Annotated in this window: 17 protein-coding genes; 9 read left to right on the top strand and 8 right to left on the bottom strand. The window is 48.6% G+C overall.

Translation table 11 applies throughout. The annotated features are described in order from the left end of the window. Positions 1-146: 146 nt before the first annotated feature. The 8 genes from H1D31_RS03150 to H1D31_RS03185 all read right to left on the bottom strand — a co-directional run bounded on the left by H1D31_RS03150 (position 147) and on the right by H1D31_RS03185 (position 5,934). A complete protein-coding gene (locus tag H1D31_RS03150) occupies positions 147-755 on the bottom strand; it encodes a hydrolase TatD (RefSeq protein WP_261255940.1) in 609 nt (202 codons plus the stop codon). Positions 756-816: 61 nt separating this feature from the next. Beyond that, positions 817-1,353: a carboxymuconolactone decarboxylase family protein gene (locus H1D31_RS03155; RefSeq protein WP_261255942.1), complete on the bottom strand. Its 537-nt coding sequence runs from the start codon at positions 1,351-1,353 to the stop codon at positions 817-819. Positions 1,354-1,366: 13 nt separating this feature from the next. Then, a complete protein-coding gene (locus H1D31_RS03160) occupies positions 1,367-2,269 on the bottom strand; it encodes a GNAT family N-acetyltransferase (protein ID WP_261255944.1) in 903 nt (300 codons plus the stop codon). Beyond that, positions 2,229-3,839, bottom strand: a complete 1,611-nt coding sequence (locus tag H1D31_RS03165) for an NRDE family protein (RefSeq protein ID WP_261255946.1) — start codon at positions 3,837-3,839, stop codon at positions 2,229-2,231. Before H1D31_RS03165 ends, H1D31_RS03160 begins: the two co-directional genes overlap by 41 nt. Continuing rightward, entirely contained in the window at positions 3,827-4,321 is a 495-nt protein-coding gene (locus H1D31_RS03170) for a hypothetical protein (protein ID WP_261255948.1), read from the bottom strand. The genes H1D31_RS03165 and H1D31_RS03170 overlap by 13 nt, the downstream gene beginning before the upstream one ends. Positions 4,322-4,324: 3 nt before the next feature. Continuing rightward, positions 4,325-4,540, bottom strand: a complete 216-nt coding sequence (gene nrtS, locus H1D31_RS03175; RefSeq protein WP_261255950.1) for a nitrate/nitrite transporter NrtS — start codon at positions 4,538-4,540, stop codon at positions 4,325-4,327. After that, complete coding sequence (locus H1D31_RS03180) at positions 4,524-5,456, bottom strand: HD-GYP domain-containing protein (RefSeq protein ID WP_261255952.1); 933 nt, start codon at positions 5,454-5,456, stop codon at positions 4,524-4,526. The genes nrtS and H1D31_RS03180 overlap by 17 nt, the downstream gene beginning before the upstream one ends. 28 nt (positions 5,457-5,484) lie before the next feature. Next, positions 5,485-5,934 carry a hypothetical protein gene (locus H1D31_RS03185; protein WP_261255954.1) on the bottom strand — a complete coding sequence of 150 codons (450 nt, stop codon included), beginning with the start codon at positions 5,932-5,934 and terminating at the stop codon, positions 5,485-5,487. Positions 5,935-6,029: 95 nt separating this feature from the next. On the opposite strand from H1D31_RS03185, the gene H1D31_RS03190 reads away from it, so the two are divergent. From H1D31_RS03190 to H1D31_RS03230, 9 genes are all read left to right on the top strand, one after another. Then, the gene (locus H1D31_RS03190; RefSeq protein ID WP_261255956.1) at positions 6,030-6,950 is read left to right on the top strand and encodes an AraC family transcriptional regulator; all 921 of its coding nucleotides are present in this window, start codon (positions 6,030-6,032) and stop codon (positions 6,948-6,950) included. Between the two features lie 113 nt (positions 6,951-7,063). Further along, on the top strand, positions 7,064-7,498 hold the full coding sequence (locus H1D31_RS03195) for a thioredoxin family protein (protein ID WP_261255958.1): 435 nt from the start codon (positions 7,064-7,066) through the stop codon (positions 7,496-7,498). Positions 7,499-7,500: 2 nt separating this feature from the next. Continuing rightward, complete coding sequence (locus H1D31_RS03200) at positions 7,501-8,202, top strand: cytochrome c biogenesis CcdA family protein (protein WP_261255961.1); 702 nt, start codon at positions 7,501-7,503, stop codon at positions 8,200-8,202. Between the two features lie 272 nt (positions 8,203-8,474). Continuing rightward, positions 8,475-9,512, top strand: a complete 1,038-nt coding sequence (locus H1D31_RS03205) for an IS110 family transposase (RefSeq protein WP_008951932.1) — start codon at positions 8,475-8,477, stop codon at positions 9,510-9,512. A 290-nt stretch (positions 9,513-9,802) separates the two neighbouring features. Continuing rightward, on the top strand, positions 9,803-10,708 hold the full coding sequence (locus H1D31_RS03210; RefSeq protein WP_261255966.1) for an Acg family FMN-binding oxidoreductase: 906 nt from the start codon (positions 9,803-9,805) through the stop codon (positions 10,706-10,708). 4 nt (positions 10,709-10,712) lie between these two features. Then, positions 10,713-11,534 carry a DUF6544 family protein gene (locus H1D31_RS03215; RefSeq protein ID WP_261255968.1) on the top strand — a complete coding sequence of 274 codons (822 nt, stop codon included), beginning with the start codon at positions 10,713-10,715 and terminating at the stop codon, positions 11,532-11,534. Positions 11,535-11,624: 90 nt separating this feature from the next. Continuing rightward, on the top strand, positions 11,625-13,544 hold the full coding sequence (locus H1D31_RS03220) for a methyl-accepting chemotaxis protein (RefSeq protein WP_261255969.1): 1,920 nt from the start codon (positions 11,625-11,627) through the stop codon (positions 13,542-13,544). Between the two features lie 265 nt (positions 13,545-13,809). Continuing rightward, the gene (locus tag H1D31_RS03225; protein ID WP_261255971.1) at positions 13,810-15,390 is read left to right on the top strand and encodes a methyl-accepting chemotaxis protein; all 1,581 of its coding nucleotides are present in this window, start codon (positions 13,810-13,812) and stop codon (positions 15,388-15,390) included. Between the two features lie 2 nt (positions 15,391-15,392). Further along, positions 15,393-18,188: an EAL domain-containing protein gene (locus H1D31_RS03230; protein ID WP_261255973.1), complete on the top strand. Its 2,796-nt coding sequence runs from the start codon at positions 15,393-15,395 to the stop codon at positions 18,186-18,188. Positions 18,189-18,194 lie beyond the last annotated feature (6 nt).

An 18,194-nucleotide genomic window follows, 5' to 3' on the forward strand; every position in this document is an offset into this window, starting at 1 on the left:
AGTGTAATGCGGTGTTAAAAAGGTAGTGGATGACAGAAAAATGACAAAATGATTAATACCGATTGGTTTAATCATAAAAATGGATAGCTTTGAATTTATTGGGCTGGCGCGCCATTACCGCCGCTGCGGCGGTAATAATTTAGTGCTTAGCCAGGGTCCCGTAGCTGCCAGTCCCGCGCCCCCAACTCTTTGGCCAGCGCGCGGATTTCACTGGCCTGTTTTACCGGGGCATAGGCAAAGCAGCTTACCTGTAATCCCGCTTCGGCGGCAGTATGAATAAACTGACAAACGTCGGCAAAGCCGTATTGCTGTGGCTGTACCGCCTGCTGATAGGCCGGAGGATTCGCAGCCGGAAAATAGATTTCCAGCCGCTCGACTTCCAGCGCCACTAACTGCTGGCATAGCTGTTCTGCCTCTGCAGCCGGCACCAGGCCATAAGTCACCAGTGTAACCGGCACACCATGGCGCTGTGCTTTAAAAGCCGGTAATACTTGTGACAGCAGCTCCAGGGCCAACAAAGGGTCGCCACTGCCGGCAAAAGCAATACCTTGTAGTTCAAACTCGGTTGACGCCTGCTGCTCATAGCCGTCCTGATAGGCCTGCGCTATCGCTGCCAGCACGGCAGCGGCATCAGGCTTGGGATTGAGCGTCGCCTCAAGCTCCGCCTGCCCGGCTAACTGCAGTAAAGACTGCGTCGCCGGCAAGGCAGTGCCACTTTGTAAAGTCAGACGTTGTTGCTGGAAGTAACTTAACATGCGTCATTTTAACCTTAGATGAGATAGTCTTCAGTTTCAATGTTGTAACCTGCGTTGTCAATTACGCAAAGGCTCTAAAAGCTTCATCCAGCGGCGTTTGCGCCAAGTGATTGGTGTAATTGCTCATCACCTTTTGCGCAATCATTTGCACAATTTCCAGCACCTGCCGCGGCTGATAGCCGGCGCTCAGGAACTGCGCCACATCCTGCTCGCTGACCTGGCCGCGCTGTTGCACCATTAACTGCGTAAAGTGCTGCAAACTAGCTAACGGCTCTGGTAACGGTTGCCGCTGCCGCAAAGCTTGATCTATAGCGGGCTCTACCTTAAGCATGGCCGCAATGGCAGCGTGTGCCGGCACACAATAATGACAGCCATGTTCTAAGTTAATGGTTTGCCAAACCACGGTTTTTTCCGTGGCATTAAAGCTGTTCTCCATCACCAACTGATGCAACTGCTGGTAGCCGGCCAGTAAGCCAGGCGCAGCCGCCATAACGGCGAATAAGTTTGGTACTCGGCCCATCGTTTTGGCGGTAGCATCCAGTAAGATCTGGCTTTGTTCCGGGGCGCTATCGCGGTCAAGTATTGGAAAGTGCTGCATGGTATTTCTCCTGTTATAGCTGACAATCAAGAAAACGTTGCCGAAAGGCATGACTTAACGCGTGTAGGGGGACGATAATGCTTTGCTCGTATGCGGCTCCAAAATCGAGATCCAGTGCGGCATCATCAAACCAAATGCCGTTGCCAACACTTAAATACGACTGCAGCACTGGTGGAACTCGACAGTGCAATGCCTGTAAACCGTATTGAAGTGCTTTAATCCGCTCTGAGGGGGCGGAATGCAATAATTCGGCGTCAACCATCATCGGCTTGCTGCGATATAGCAGCTCTGGCAGCGCCTGTAGCATGGGCTCTGGCGGTGGATATAGCTGCTGGCAAAACTGCACTATATGTTGCATCGCTGCCTCTCCCAGTTGCGGGTACAGCGTCACATTACCAAAAAAATACTGTAATCGCGGATGCCGACGCAATAACGCTCCCAAGCCCAACCAAAGCGCAAAAAAGCCAAGCGTATGTGCCGCGGCAGCCGGATTCACCACCGAGCGGCCTAATTCAATAGCGTAAGGCAAGACCTGAGCACGAAAAGCCTCGCTATACCTAAATAATTGACTGGTCCGTAAAATGTGTAGCCCCGCATCGGCCGCCAACCACCCCAATTGATAGCGATACATGGCGACCAGTTGCAGTCGCTCAGGATCCCAAACCAGTAACTGCTGGTAAGCAGGAGCGGTGTAATCCAGATCATCAAGATCCCGTGGCAGGTTGCGCCCCGCGCCAGCCTGGCGAAATACCGCTTCGCGGATCCGGCCGATCTCCTGCATTGTACTGGGGATATCCGACGCATCGGCACTAAAAATAAGTAGCCCACGGAAAGTCGCCAACGGTGTTAACCCGCCTAACTCAGCTTGCATCGACTCAGCCGCGACTGCGGCCGCAAGAGGTATAGCCTGCTGCATCCTGTTGCTCCTTGTATAAAATCGGTAATTGCATACCGCGGCGCTTCAGTCGCTGTGCCCGCTGCCAGTCGGTATCGGCCAGCGCATCAAGTTCGACCGGATGCATCGGCACATCAACAAAGATCTTGGGGTGCTTCACGGCCGGCTTTAACATCTCCCGGCTTAGCAGTAGCATCTCCAAATTTGTCTTAATGCCAAACCACAGGCGAAGCGCCGCCAGCGCATAAAACAGCCGGGAATTGCGGCTATCGATATGGATTAACGTCAGACTACGTTGCTCCCGTCGGCATAGCGTAATCGCCAGTTTAGCCCAGACCCCATCATCGAGCTGATGCTGCGCATTAAACCGGGCTGTGCGCCCGGCAGGAAAAATCAGTAACGGCTGACCAGAAGCAAAAGCGGCTGTCAGCTGTGGTACAGCGGCGGCAGGCTTGCCAAATACCGACACCGGCAAAATATTAGCTTGTAATGGCACTATCGCTTGCAGCAAGTCGTTTGCCACCACCTGTAAATTCGGATAACGTTTTTGCAGTAAGGCGATCAGCATTAGCCCGTCTAAACCACCGGTCGGATGGTTGGCGACAAATACCGGCCGGCTTTCTGCACTGGGCCAGCGACAAGCCACTAACTGCGGCTCCACCCGCAAATACTGCAGTGCGCTGTCACAGAATCGTTGGTCGGGTTGTGCACTTAATTGTTGTAAAGCCTGGTTAAGTTGTCGCTGCGCAAGGCAATGCTGTAATCCATACCACTGCCAGGGACGAAGACGTGCCGCAAAAGCTGGCACCGCGCTTTTAGCGAGTTGCGGTAAATCAATTGGCCGGTAACCACTGTGCTGCAAATGCAAAGCAGTCGTCCAAGTCAGCTGCAAACTGGTGTCTGGCTGCAGCTGTTGGGTATTGGGATGTCCATGCCAATAACGGAAATTGACACCGTTGGCATCACAGTGCAGATAGCAGGTACTGACGGTCTGGCTGGTGCTGCGCTGCATCGCCAAACCACAAAAAGCATTAATTGGTTTGCTACTGCGCTGCAAAGTCAGCAGCTCGGCAGCTGTGGTTATGTCTTTCACCTTAGCCCGCCAATACCAACGCCGTAACGCTGGGATCACCCCAGGTAATTTGCTAGAGCTCGAGATGGGCGAGCGGACTGCCAGATGCTGCGTTAGACTACGGCCATTCCAATGCCAGACGATCGGCTCTTGCAGCTGTTGAAATAACACCAGTTTAAAGGGGGCATAGGCTTGCAGTTTATCCACCTGTAGCAGGGTATCTTGCTGCTGACGTGCCGACATATGCGCCAGTGCTTTAATCAACATGCCCCTACTGGATAAACCTGCTGTAGCCACTCGACTTCCTTTGGTATAGTCATTTAACAGACACCAAACTTGTCCGAGTTCATTAACTGCCAGCCAACTGCCACCGGCCACAGGATCAAGCGGCATTAATGCTGTGACACCGTTTTCCTGATAGCGCTCTGGTAACAGGGCCGCCGGACGCTGTATTTGCTCGTCACGATTAAACAGCAAATGTAAACCGTCTTCCCGGTATTGCCAGCTTAAGGTGCACATCGCCGATACTCCAGGGTTGAACTATGCACCCCTGCCTCGGCAGGCAGCTGGTAGCCGAGTTGCAACAGCACAATCTGTAATATTGCCAGATGATGCACAGTATGGCTGGCAACAAAATCCAGCTCCCGTAGCAAACAGCTATGACCTTTTCCCTCAGCACACTGGTAATGAAATATTGGTATTGCTTCACAGCCTGCTAATGTTGCTAGCCAGTCAAGTTGTTGTTGTAACAACCCTAAAGCGGCGAGTGGGTTTGTTTCAATCAGCTGTTGCCGTTCACGCTGGCGATAATCCAGCATCCCGGTTTGCAGCCCTTGTTGCAGCTGTTGATAATGTCCCAACACATGCCGTACGTGCTTGCCAACACTTGGCTCGCCGGGTAGCGCCAGAACTTTTTGGTAATCAGCAGCACTAACCTGTCGAAGAATACCGTCGATATAACCAAGTTGACTGAAGTTTTGTTCAATAATCTGCTGTAGCACAGGCTATTCCTTTTTGATTATTTGTACCGCGCCGCTGTATGAGGAGACCAGATAGGGTACCAGGTAGTTGAGCACTGCCATGCCCAAACGCCACTCCTGTTCACCCAACAAGGCATCAAATTGGTTAATCAGATTCAATAACGTACCCACTATTAAAGACACTTTGATGGCGGCAAGTACAATATGCCGGCTGGTTATAACGCTAAACAGCCGACGCATCAGATAATCTTACAAGCTGAGTTATTGGGATCTGCGCCAGGGAGGCTTCAATAATATTCTTTATCAAAACCTTATCAGCCTGAGGTTGTTGTAAATCCGCAGGCGCTTTTTTACCTGTGGCGACCACAGCTAGCTGTCCTTGCTGCTCAACTAATCTCATTTCGCTGTGACACAAATTACATGCCAGTACATCACCAGCATGATGATGCCGTTGTCGGACTACTGTAGGACCACAGTGGGGACAAGTATGAAGTGGAATACCATCATCGGTATGCCCTAGAATGTCAGTAAAGGCTCCTTGCTCCGCCAGATCGATAAAACGGGCACACCAGAAAGAGTTGAATTGTGTGCCGGTCTCTTGTCGTAAAATAGCCAGTACCTTTTCCAGAGGTAACGGCTGCCGGTAAGGACGCAGGCTGGTCATGGCGTCAAAGGCATCACATATGCTGACAATAGCTGCATCGGTAGGGATCATCGCAGCAGTTAAACCGTACGGGTAACCTTTACCATCTGGTCGTTCATGATGAAGTTCGACCGCTGGCCGTACCAAATGACCGAGCGGGTGCCCGGCTAACAAACGCCCACCGGCTTCAGGATGCGTTCTTATGATGGCGAATTCATCATCAGACAACTTGCCAGATTTTCCCAATACTGCATCGGGCACAGCCACCTTACCCAAGTCATGCAAAAAGCCACCTAATGTAATCCTTGCAACGTCTGCCTCCGGCAGTAAGCCTGCCCGTGCCAACAAATTTGCGTAACGGGATACCCGCCATAAGTGTCCTCCTGTGTAAGGATCTTTGGCCTCAACAAACCATGCCATCACCATTAAGCTGGCAAGCAAGTCTTTGCTAAGTTGATTGGTATCTACCACAGCCGGATCGCTATATTTTTGACGTCTAAACCAGTTAAGCACGGCAAAACTCCTTAGAGGACAAAGCCTCCTAGTGGATATGCGCTTGCAACAACTTAGCAAAAGCGCTGCGGATTTGTGGATCGGCTAAATCATCTTTACTGAAATACAAAGCGGTGTTGCTCCGCCCGGGAGTTGCCATACCTACCACAGATCCGACAGCTAAAATAGCAGGAGCGGCATCATAAGGCTGCAGTAGCTGTAGCAATTGGCGCTGCACACGCTCCAAAGGCAACATACTGGCGAACACCAGCGGTAAGCGAGGATTAAGTTGTTTAATCGCCGCTAAAACCTGTTCAGCAGACTCTGGTAAGGGTGATGACAGCGCTAGCGAAATCACAGCTGCTTTACTGCGTACAATTTTGTGCTCAAGCTCAGCCAACCTCTCCAATTTTTCAGCTGCAATATTATTTTGCTGCAAAAAAGGCAGCATTTCTGACACGATAAAAGGATGTGGCCTGGCAAGAAGAATTTGTGTCATTGCGTATTCCCGTAACGATTTTGACTTTGCAAAGCGCTGCATAAGCCGTAGACTAAATACTTGATACAGTTTAGAAAGCCGGACCTACCTCTACAATGACCAAAACAACGCCCTTATCAACTGAAACACCGGAAGCGCTGGAGCAGCTGCTGGGGCAATTGGCGTTTGGGTCAGAATTACATTTTGAATCTGGCTTTTGCGATAACTGGAATATGCTAAGTAGTAAGTCTGACAAAGCTGCTTTGCATGTCGTAACGGCTGGCAAATTGTGGATGGCCATTCCTGGTAAATTGCAGGAACAAATTCAGTTGCATGCCGGTGATGCCATTTTTTTTAGTCATAGCATTCGGCACTGGCTGAGTGATCAACCTGTTACCGAACATACCCAAAAAGTTGAGCTAGCGCCCTACTGTGTACCTGAACATCTCGAGCGAGGCTTGGTTTGTTACGATATCAGCATTGAATCGCCACTTACCGCGAATTTATTTCAGGTAATGCCTGATTATATCCATCTACCAGCCCATGCACAAAAAGGCCAGTTAGGGCCACTAATCCATCTCATTCAGTCTGAAGCAAAAGCTCGCCAGCCCGGCTATCAGGCAGCAATCAGCCGACTAAGTGACGTAGTAGTGCTGCACTTACTACGCCAACTTCTGACCGACGACAGTATTAATCATGGCATGCTGGCCGCTCTGAAAGATCCGGCTTTACGCCGGGTAGTGCTAGCCATTATGGCCAAACCCGAAGCGGAGTGGACGGTGGAAAGTATGGCAGCACTGGCATTTTTATCGAAAAGTGCCTTTGCCGAGCGTTGCCATAAAGTGATGCAAACTACCGCCAAAGCGTTACTCGATACCCTGCGCTTACAACGTTGCCGCTACCTACTGATCCACACCGAACAAAGCCTAGATCGCATCGCCGAACAAGTTGGTTATCAATCAGCTACTGCCTTTATCCGCTTCTTTAAACAACAACACGGCATTTCGCCGGGTGACTTCCGGTCACTACAAAACTAACTTTCTTATTACACCACCGGTGTTTTGGTTGATTACACCGTTGTTCTGGCTGATGTTGGTCCCAACTCAACCTTCTACACTGAACCTGTCCTATTAACCACAGAGAGGTTCCTATGAACATTAAAATCCTTACCACTGCTGGCGTTGCTGTACTGGCTATTTTAGCTGCCGTATTCTTTTTTAATCCGGCTACTGCTGCAGCCGAACATCTGGCTAAGCATAAACAACCCTTTACTGAAGAGGTATTCCGCCAAGCGCAAGCAGACAATAAGCTGGTATTAATTGACGTTTTCGCCCCCTGGTGTCCAACGTGCCGCAAGCAACACAAGGTATTAAACGACTATTTTGCCGCTAATCCCAACAGCGAAATTCTGGTGTTAGAGGTCGATTTTGATAACCAGAAAGATTGGGTAACCTATTTTAAAGCGCCGCGCCAATCCACCTTAGTTTTATACCGTGGCGAACAACAAGTATGGTTTAACGTTGCAGAAACTCGTCAAAAACCGCTATTTGCTGCCTTAAGCGATCATGATAAGGGTGTGAACTAATAATGGAGTTTACCGCCATTCCTCTGGCACTGTTAGCAGGCTTATTAAGCCTGCTTTCACCCTGTGTACTGCCGATGATTCCGGCAGTAACCGCCTCAGCGATGCGAGCATCGCGCACCGGTGTCTGGTTTTTAGCAGCAGGCTTAGCACTAACCTTCGCCATTGGCGGGTCACTGCTGACATACCTGCTGCTAAGTGCAGGATTATCGCCCGATATTATGCGCACCTTCGCTGCTTGGTTTATGCTGGCAATGGGTTTGGTGCTAACCGTTGAGTGGTTATCGATGCAGTTTTCAAACCTGCTATCCCGCCTAACCAGCCGTTTACCGGCCGGTGGTCAGATTAATGAAAGTAGCGAGCATCCCGCATTTCAGTTTATGGTCGGCGGCTCACTTGGTCTGGTTTGGTTACCTTGTGTTGGCCCAACTCTTGGTGCCGCCATTGCCCTGGCATCAACTGGCCAGAATATGTTTATGTCGTTCAGTGTAATGCTGGCATTCGGCTTAGGCACTGCCTTACCTCTGGTTGCTATTGGCTACGCTGCTGGCGTAAAGCTTAGCAAGCTGCGCAGCTCTGGTAGTTTTGGCCGCAAGTTATTAGGTTATGCTTTATTGCTGATAGCCCTGATGATCTTTACTGGCTTTGACAAAGTCATGGAAACCTGGGCAATTGACTATTTGCCAGACTGGGTGAGCAGTATTTAATCTTTGGCTACCTGCTCCAATTGGTCACAGGTAGTTCAAGGCTGCGAAAACGGATCTGTATCAAAGAAGTGCGCAATTTTTAACCCCGCCGCGGCCAAAGTCGCTACACTGGCCAGCAGATAAATTGACGAAATTGATGCAATGAGCAACCTCAACCCGGCCTTACTAGAGCGTCTGCTAAACGCAATAACATGGACTCCCCCTCACTATCCGGCATCGATGTGCCACACTGAGAGTGTCAAAACAAACAGTCACAAGTGAGGGGAAGTCGCATGGAACAGTCTATACGTTGTGGGGTCGATATTGCAAAGATCGTGTTTCAAATTCATGGCGTTAATGCTAAATCTGGTGAAACCATCATGGTTAAAAAGTTAGCCAGAAACGAAATGCTGCGATATTTTGCCAATAAACCACCGATGCTTATCGGCATTGAAGCCTGCAGTGGCTCGCATTACTGGGCGCGTGAGCTCACTAAGCTTGGCCATACGGTAAAGCTGATGACACCGCAATATGTTGCACCCTATCGGCGTGGCGGTAAAAACGATGCCAATGATGCAGAAGCCATTTGTGAAGCGTTAGCCAGACCGAATATGCGCTTTGTTGCCGTTAAATCAGAATCACAACAAGCTGTGCTCGTCATGCACCGTATGCGCGACCAGTGGGTACGGGAACGTACTTCACTGATGAACCAAATCCGAAGCTACCTGCACGAGTTTGGTATTGTGATTAATCAGGGCCGCGCAGCACTGGCTAAAACGTTGCCTTTGGTGGCTGAATCGGAAATCTTACCGCTGCTATTTCGCCAGAGCATCGCCGACCTCGCAGATAGATTAACCGATTTAGAGACGAGGATTACTGCGCTCAACAAACGGATTGAAGACTGGAGCAAGCAAGATACCATTGCAAAAGCCTTACTTGAGCTCTGTGGTGTCGGTAGCATTACCGCCAGTGCTGCTGTGGCTACTGCAGGTGATGTCTCGGTATTTAAAAACGGCAGACAGTTTGCAGCCTGGCTCGGTTTAGTACCTAAACAGAATTCATCCGGTGGTAAAACCCAGCTGGGGGCGATTACTAAACGCGGTGACCGCTATTTGCGAACACTCCTGGTTCAAGGTGCCCGAACGGTAATGTTAGCCGCCAGCCGAGCACAAAAGTCCACGCAAACAACACCCATGTTTGACTGGATTTATAAGCTACAAGAGCGACGGCCAAATAATGTTGTTGCGGTGGCTATCGCCGCAAAACAAGCCAGAATGCTCTGGGCAATCATGGCAAAGCAGCAGCAAGATGCTTTAGGTTTAGCAATATGATGTAGAAGAAACATATTAGTAAAAACAGCGAGTTAACAATAACTCTCAACCAAAGAATTGCACTACAAAGTGGATAAATAAAGCGGCAACGACCGTGCACAGGAAGGGCCTGATAACAAGCCCGGTATTCATTACCGTTGACGCGATGAGGCACCTGTGCGCGAAAGTTATCAGGGCTGGAGCATGGCAAAACCATGAATCTCACGAGCCGAATAGACGTTTGCAGTCATTCACCGCCAAATTTGATCACTTTGTGCTTGCAATAGAGGGGGAGTCCATAGACGGCTTGTTTGGCACCATCGAGCCACAATACCCAGCCCTGGCGCTTTGGCTGGCACAACGAACAGCTACTGCTATTTGCCGACTTCAGCAAAGCCTTAGCGGACAACGATCCAGACAACCGTGAATTACTGATTAGCTGCGGTTGCGCATTATTTAATATTAAGGTTGCGGCAGCAGCTGAAGGCATGTCAACCGAGGTAATGTACCTACCGGATCCTGACCAACCGGCGTTGCTGGCCGCTATCACCCTGCTCAAAAGCACTGCCGCCCTCCCCCTTGCAACCTTTAGCCCTTACCTGGCCAAACGCTTCACTCACCGGGCAAAATTTTTACCCAACAACTTAGCTGATACCGTACTGCCAGAACTAAGTCGCCTGGTCGCCGCGCAGCACGCCCAGTTAATCCAACTGGCACCGGAGCAGATTTCGCAACTGGCGATCTGGGTTGCCCAGGGCGATCAACAGCAATGGGCAAGAACAACCTGGCGCGCTGAGTTAGCAAGCTGGCTAAAACCTGCCAGTACAGGTGAAGGTTTAACGCTGCCCGGCGTCATTCAACCTTTTGCCAGCTGGCTAATACGCCGGGCTAACCTGGGTAAGATGGTCGCAAACAGTAACCGGCAACTGTGTTTAAACAGTGCTGTGGTCTGCCTGCTCTGTACACAAAATGATAAAGCACGAGACTGGCTCGGTGCCGGTGAAGCCTTGCAACAGCTGTTGCTGCAAGCTGCAGTTCATGGTTTACAGGCATCGTACCTGAATCAGCCATTACAGGAGCCAAATTTACGCCAAAGGGTGAGCCAGCTATTCGGTAACCAAGCACCGCAAATGCTGATCCGGCTCGGTTATCCTGCCACTAAAGCAACGGCGAGAATTCGCCGCCGCCCCCATTTCACAACGAGTAGCGGAGACTAGCAAAATGTTGTGGTTTGTTATCTTATTGCCGATGTTTGCGTTGCTCCTGCTACGCTTTTCCGACACCAGCCGGGAGCAGCACCATATTAACTATTTGCGGCAACAGCAACCCCGGCAACCGCCGCAATTTGCCACCAGCATGCTGACAGAGCAACCGGAAGGCGTTCAACGTTACTTCAATTTTAGTATCGCAGCCGGGACGCCCCTTTACCGCGTAGCAGATATCCGAATGCAAGGCTGGTTCTCGCTGGGGAATAAACAAGCCCCCAATTATCTGCGCATGTCTGCCAGGCAAGTTTTGGCGGCGCCAACCGGTTTTATCTGGCAAATGCAGGCCCAGAAAGGCTGGCTAAGACTTTCAGGTTCAGACAGTGAAAGCTGGACTCGTTTTTGGCTGTTCGGCATCGTCCCTGTGGCCCGCTTTGGCGCAAATGCGGACCATCAGCGCGCAGCCTTCGGCCGCTATATTGCGGAAGCGTTGTTCTGGTCACCGGCTGCGCTACTACCGGCGCCAGGCATTGTCTGGCGCCAACTCAGCAGCACGGAAATTGAAGTGACAGTACAGTATCAGCAGCTGTGTCAAAGTGCCGTGTTAACACTAAAGGAAAATGGTGAGCCCAGCGCAGTGACCTTTCAACGCTGGAGCAATGCCAACCCCGAAAAAATTTACCGCGAACAGCCCTTTGGCGGCTATCTCAGCCAGTTTAAAGACTTTGCCGGCTTTCGGTTACCCACCCATGTCGAAGCAGGTAACCAGTTTGGCAGCAACGACTATTTTCCGTTTTTTATTGCCGATATTACCAACATTTACTTTAATAACGACTAAAGTAAAACTAGCGTGACACGAAATTGAATACAAAACAATTTTCTCATCCAACATGACACGCCGCCGCATAACAGCTAAATGGATAAAACTATGCTCAACACTCTGCTAAACAACTTTTCGATCGGCAAACGAATAGGCCTTGGCTTTACCATAGTCCTACTATTGATGGCGGGTATGATAGTACCTGTAGTGTCTTATCAAATTAACTCGACCATTCACACTGCCGAAGAGAGTGAGCTACGACAACTTGCCATTAGTGCCGAAGCAGAGATCGCATCTGAAGGCAGGTTAGCAGTCGCCCTAAGTACTTTTTATGCTAACATCAGCTCGTTACAACAGGCTTTTGCCGATAGCGAACGCGACTACCTGACGACGCAATTACAACCTGCCTTTGCAGTAATGCGTGAGAAATTTGGCGCTGTGCAGTTTCAAATCCATACCCCACCTGCTACGTCATGGCTAAGAGTACATCGACCGGATCGCTTCGGAGATGATTTATCAGGCTTCCGGCAAACGGTGGTAGAAACTAATCGCAGCCAACGTGCAGTTCAGGGCTTAGAATTTGGCGCTGAGGGGCTGGGGATCAGAGGGATAAGTCCGATAATGCTGTCGGGACGTCATTTAGGCTCCGTTGAATTTGGTATGTCGTTCGGACAGCCATTTTTCGAACAATTTAAGACTAAATATGGTGTAGACCTGGCCCTGTACCTGATTGACAGTAATGCATTTAAGCGCTTCGGTGGTTCGCGCGATGGGGACGCACTCGTCACGAACACTACCCTGCAACAAGCCCTGCAAAGCAGCCAGATTGAGCGGGTAACCACAGCTAATGGCCAATTTGCGGTACTAGTAAATCCGGTAAAAGATTATAGTGGGAAAGTAATAGGTGTCCTCGAAGTCAGTATGGATCGCAGCACCTATGTGACAGCGCTTAATCAGGCGCGGATGGTGACGCTGGGCGTATCGGCATTAGCCATTATTATCGGTCTGGTTCTAGCATATTTTATTAGTCAAACCATTACGGTGCCGATCAATAGCGCCTTTAATGCTATGCATGATATCGCTCAGGGTGAGGGTGATTTGACCTGTAGACTGCCGCAGGCTGGCAACAATGAAATTGCCGCTCTGGCCGGAGCATTCAATCAATTTGCTGCCAAAGTTCAGACTATGGTGCAGCAAATTCGCAGCTCTGTAGAACAAATTAGTACCGCGTCTGAAGAAATGTCCTCGATCACCGACCAAACCAGTAAAGAAGTAATACGTCAGCAATCGGAAACGGCACAGGTAGCCACGGCCATGAATCAAATGACAGCCACAGTGCAGGAAGTGGCCAACCATGCAGCCTTGGCGGCGAGCTCAGCACAAAGCGCGGATAAACAAACCCAGGATGGGCGCAAAGTAATGCAACATACACTGCATACGATTCAGACATTGGCACAGGAAGTGGAAAACGGCGCACTGGTTATCAGCCGTCTATCTGAGGAGAGTACCAAGATTGGTTCGGTATTGGATGTGATCCGCGGCATCGCCGAGCAAACAAACTTACTGGCGCTAAACGCGGCAATTGAAGCCGCCAGAGCGGGTGAACAGGGTCGCGGCTTTGCGGTCGTTGCCGATGAAGTGCGCACCCTGGCATCCCGCACCCAGGCATCGACACTAGAAATTCAAAGTATGATAGAGCGCCTGCAGACAGGTGCCCACGATGCGGTCAAAGCGATGCAGCAAGGGCAAAAGCAGGCACAACAAGGGTTAACTCAAGCCGCACAAGCGGAAAACGCCTTGCTAACCATCAGTAACGCGGTGACTAATATCAATGATATGAATATTCAGATCGCCACTGCCGCTGAAGAACAAAGCTCAGTAGCGGAAGAAATTAATCGCAATATTGTCAATATCAGCCAATCTGCTGATGCGACTGCAGAAGGCGCAAAACAAACCGCCAGTGCCGGCGATGAGCTGGCTAAGCTGGCGGTAAGGCTACAGACTTTGGTTGGACAATTTAAAGTTTAATGAAAGGATCCACCCTCGAAGCGAGCTTCGGGGGTAGATCCTAAAAATCTTTAATCTCGAAATATCAATTCAAATCCGTTTATCTCTAAAAAACCACCTCTCAACGCATAAAAACTTGTATAGACAATCACTACTTGATCAAAAACTAAATTAATATATATTTAACCATGAAAACAACATGGATATTACTGATCTAATTCTCTGGTCCCTCGTTTAATAAAGTAACCCTACTTTTTGTATAACAATTATAAAAATCGGAGCTGGAATGAAAAAGAATTTACCGGTAACGGGTCTAGAACTAAGTTTTTCACCTAAAGCCAATATATTATCTACGACAAATCTTGAGGGTAAAATCACCTACATTAACAAAGACTTTATTGACATCAGCGGCTTCACCAAAGAAGAGTTAATTGGTCAGAACCATCATATTGTTCGCCACCCGGATATGCCGCCCGCAGTATTTAAAATGTTTTGGGCTGATTTACGCGCCGAAAAATCCTGGATGGGTATTGTAAAAAACCGATGCAAAAACGGTGACCATTACTGGGTTGATGCTTATGCTACGCCAATTAAAAAGAATGGTAGAACCGAGGAATATCAATCAGTAAGGCGTAAAGCGAAACCCGAATTTATTGCTCGTGCAGAAGAAGTTTACGCCGCAATCCAGGCTGGAAAATCTCTACGTAAGCTGGAAGATTCATTATCGCTACCCACCAAGATTACCTTTGCTCTCATTGCCAGCTTACTGTTGCCGGTACTGGTTTATGTCTTAAACTACTCCGCCTTATTCGTACTGTTAGCCACAATATTTAGCACCCTGGTTGTCTGTGCCGCTATATTTGCCTTCAGCCAGCCGCTGCTGCTTGCCTTACAAAAACTCAAAACCATTTCTGAAGACAAGGTCGCGCGCTATGTCTACAGCGGTCGAAATGATGAGGCCGGGACCTTGTTACTGGCGGTTAAAAAACTTGAATCTGAGAACGCAGCATTAATTGGCCGCATCAATGATATGTCGTCAACCCTAAGTGAAAATGCCCAGAGTTTGAGTGCCGCCGTAACACAATCCGAAAATGGCACCTTACGTCAGTTTGAACAAACAGAGCAGGTTGCAACAGCGATGGAACAAATGGCCGTAAGTATCCAAAGCGTATCCATCAACGCAGCAGAAACCTCTACCGCCTCAGCTGACGGACTGGCAATTGCCAACTCCGGCAAACAGGTCGTTGATGAAAATGCCAGTACCATTAATGAATTGAAACGTCTCATTCACTCTGCGTCGCAGGTCATCAATAACGTTGCCGTTAGTAGTAATGAAATTGAAAAAATCCTCGACGTAATTCTCGCCATTGCCGACCAGACCAATTTACTGGCATTAAATGCGGCTATTGAAGCGGCACGGGCAGGAGAACTCGGCCGGGGTTTCGCGGTTGTTGCCGATGAAGTGCGCTCTCTAGCTAATCGTACTCAAGCATCAACTAAGGAAATCCGCAACGTCATTGAGCAGTTACAGAGCGGTGTTCGGCAAGCTGTCAGTGCCATGCGATCCGGTGAAGCGGCAGCGGAACAAAGTGTTGCCAAAAGTCATGCCACGGCGCAGGCGCTGGAAAACATCCTGAATGCGATTAGCACGATTTCCGGTATGAGCGATCAAATTGCACGGGCAGTGAATGAACAAACATCGGTTGCGAACTCAGTCAGTGAAAGCGTGCTTAATATCAAAAGCAATGCGCAAGAAAATCTGGATGCCGTTAAATTAAGCGGCAAAGTTGCGGAGAGGACTGTCAATATCACCAGAAGATTGGATCAGCTAACCAATCAGTTTTGGGCAACACAACAAGGGACCTAGCCATGCGCACCCTAAACCTGATTTATCGCTCGGAACAGGAGCTGCAGGCTTACTTGTCCGAGCGCAGGCTGAGTTCAGGTCGCGGCATTGTTCAGCTATTTTCCGGGCGTAGCCCGGACGAAACCTTGCACGTACAGCGGATACTTAAAGCCAGCCTTCCTCACTTTGTGCTGATCGGTACTTCCACGGCTGGAGAAATTTATCGTGGTACCTGCGTATCTGACGCCATTGTGATTGACATCATTCTTTTTGAGACTGAAATTGAGGTTATACCATTTTACTCTGCTCTGACGGCCGGTATAGATACTATCCACACTCTGCCGCCAAGATTACATCCTAAAGTAATGATTTGTTTTGCTAATGCATTACAGGATAGCGCAGAGCCGCTTTTAAGCTCGCTTAACCAACAATACCTAGACTGTTTAATTACCGGAGGGTACGCTGCAGATAATAATGTTTTTCACAGTACTTTTACGCTGTTAGAAGATAAGCTCTATCAGCACGGTTTAGTAGGGATTGCACTATCTGGCGAGAAACTGCAAGCAAGCTTGATAAGTTACCGCGGCTGGCACCCGATTGGCCAAAAGTTTACTGTCACTTCGGTAAAAAATAATGTTCTTTACAGCCTCGATAACACCCCTGTTTTGGAGATCTATCGAAAATATTTAGGTGAGCATGTTACAAGTGGCTTCCCGAATACAGTAATGGAATTCCCACTCCTGATTAAAAGAGGCCAGCAACAGTTTTTGCGGGCACCTGTTGGCATGACGTCAGACAAACAAGGTGTAATTTTAGCCGGCAACCTGCAAGTTAACGATCAGGTTTATTTCTCCTTTGCTGATCTGCATGGATTGAGCACAGAAATACAACAGTTCAAGCAACAAAACGGCATAGTGTCACTGATCTATTCATGTGCTGCCCGGAAAACTTTTATGCAACAGCAAATTGAGCAGGAAGTTTCGAAGCTTGGTAGCTTAAATCAAGCCAACGGTTGCTTTTTGTATGGCGAATTTGCCACAGAACAGCAGCATTTCAGTCTGCATAACCTTTCCAGCACTCTGTTAGTTTTAGCCGAGCAAGCGGAAACTATTGAGTTGCAGTTCACTACATTACGACCGGTCACTGCAACGCCCAACTCATTACAAACGCTGGCATTTTTAGCTAAAACTACCGGGGCAGAATTAAACGAGGCGATGATTTTTCTGGAGCAACAACAGTACGCATTGAACTATAGCTCTATCGTCTCCATGACTGATCCGCATGGCAATATTACCTATGTAAACAAAAAATTTGAGGAAATCAGCGGCTATAAAAGCCATGAATTGTTAGGAAAAAACCACCGTATTATTAAAAATCCTGCTATGCCGGCAAAAGTGCATCACAGCTTATGGCGAACTATCACCCAAAAAAAGCCCTGGCAGGGGCTTATGCTGAACAAACGTAAAGATGGCTCCGGGTATTACGTAAAAACTGTCGTCGTACCACTGCTGGACGAGCAGCAAAATATTTCCAGCTTTCTGAGTATCCGCCAGGATATTACTGACGTGGTGAAGGCCCGGCAAACTATAAAGATGCATACTACAGATGCCCTTACCGGCCTGCCGAATCGCACCAAACTCTCTGCAGACTTAAAGACCCAACAAAGAACCGCTCTGGCTATGATTGATGTGCGTAACTTTAAGTTACTCAATGATGTCTGGGGAATGGAGCATGGTGACGACATCATAAAAGCTATCGCCGGCCGGTTAAAGGAATATAGCTATTACCTTAGAATTGAGCCTTACCGGATTAATGGTGCAACCTTTGCTTTACTTGCCATGACAAACTTAGACACCACGGTTTTTATCAGGCGGTGTGAAAAGTTAAAAGCTCAGATCGAAGAACATAGCGTTGATGTAGATGCAAAGTCTTTTGATATTACGCTTAGCATGGGCGTTGGCATTTCTGAAACGCACGCTCTGGCTTTGGCAGAGAGCGCCCTGACAGATGCCAAGTTAAGTTACACCACTGCCAGTGTCGTTAAGACAAAACATGATTTAACCAGTACAAGGGCATACTCCTGTATCGAAGAAGTGCGTAATGCTTTGGCGGAGCAACGCCTCACTGCGGTATTTCAGCGGCTGGCTTATGTCAAAGACAGTTTCCAAAACACCGCCAAATACGAAGCATTAGTGCGCATTAATACCAAAGATGGCAGCCTGTTATCACCGGGAGAATTTTTACAACATATCAAGAAGACCCGCCTGTACGGCGCACTGACAAGAGAAGTAGTAACCATTTCGGTTGATACCGCAAACCTGCTGAACTGCATTATCTCAGTTAATTTGTCGATTCAGGATATTGTAGACCAGCAAACCAAAAATTTTATTTTTGATAAGTTGCACCAATATGGTGGTGCCAACATGATTTTCGAAATCACTGAGTCAGAAGCGATTCAGGACTTCAACAGCGTGGCTGACTTTATCAAGCAGGTTAGAAAATTCGGTGCCAAAATTGCGATAGACGACTTCGGCAGTGGTTATTCAAACTTTGCGTATTTGGTCGAAATAAAGCCCGACTATATTAAGATCGATGGCTCTATAATCAAGACAATCGTAAAAAATGAAAACAGTCGCTTAGTCACCAAAAGTATTATTGATATGGCACGCAGCCTTAACATTAAAACTATTGCAGAGTTTGTTAGTGAGCAAGCTATTTTAGACTGCTTGACTGAGCTGAATGTTGATATGGTACAGGGGTTTCATATTGGAAAACCCCTGCCAATTGAGCAGCTTAATAAGGAGCGCATTCTTAACTGAACAGCT

The sequence above is a fragment of the Alishewanella sp. BS5-314 genome (assembly GCF_025377695.1).
GTDB lineage: Bacteria > Pseudomonadota > Gammaproteobacteria > Enterobacterales > Alteromonadaceae > Alishewanella > Alishewanella aestuarii.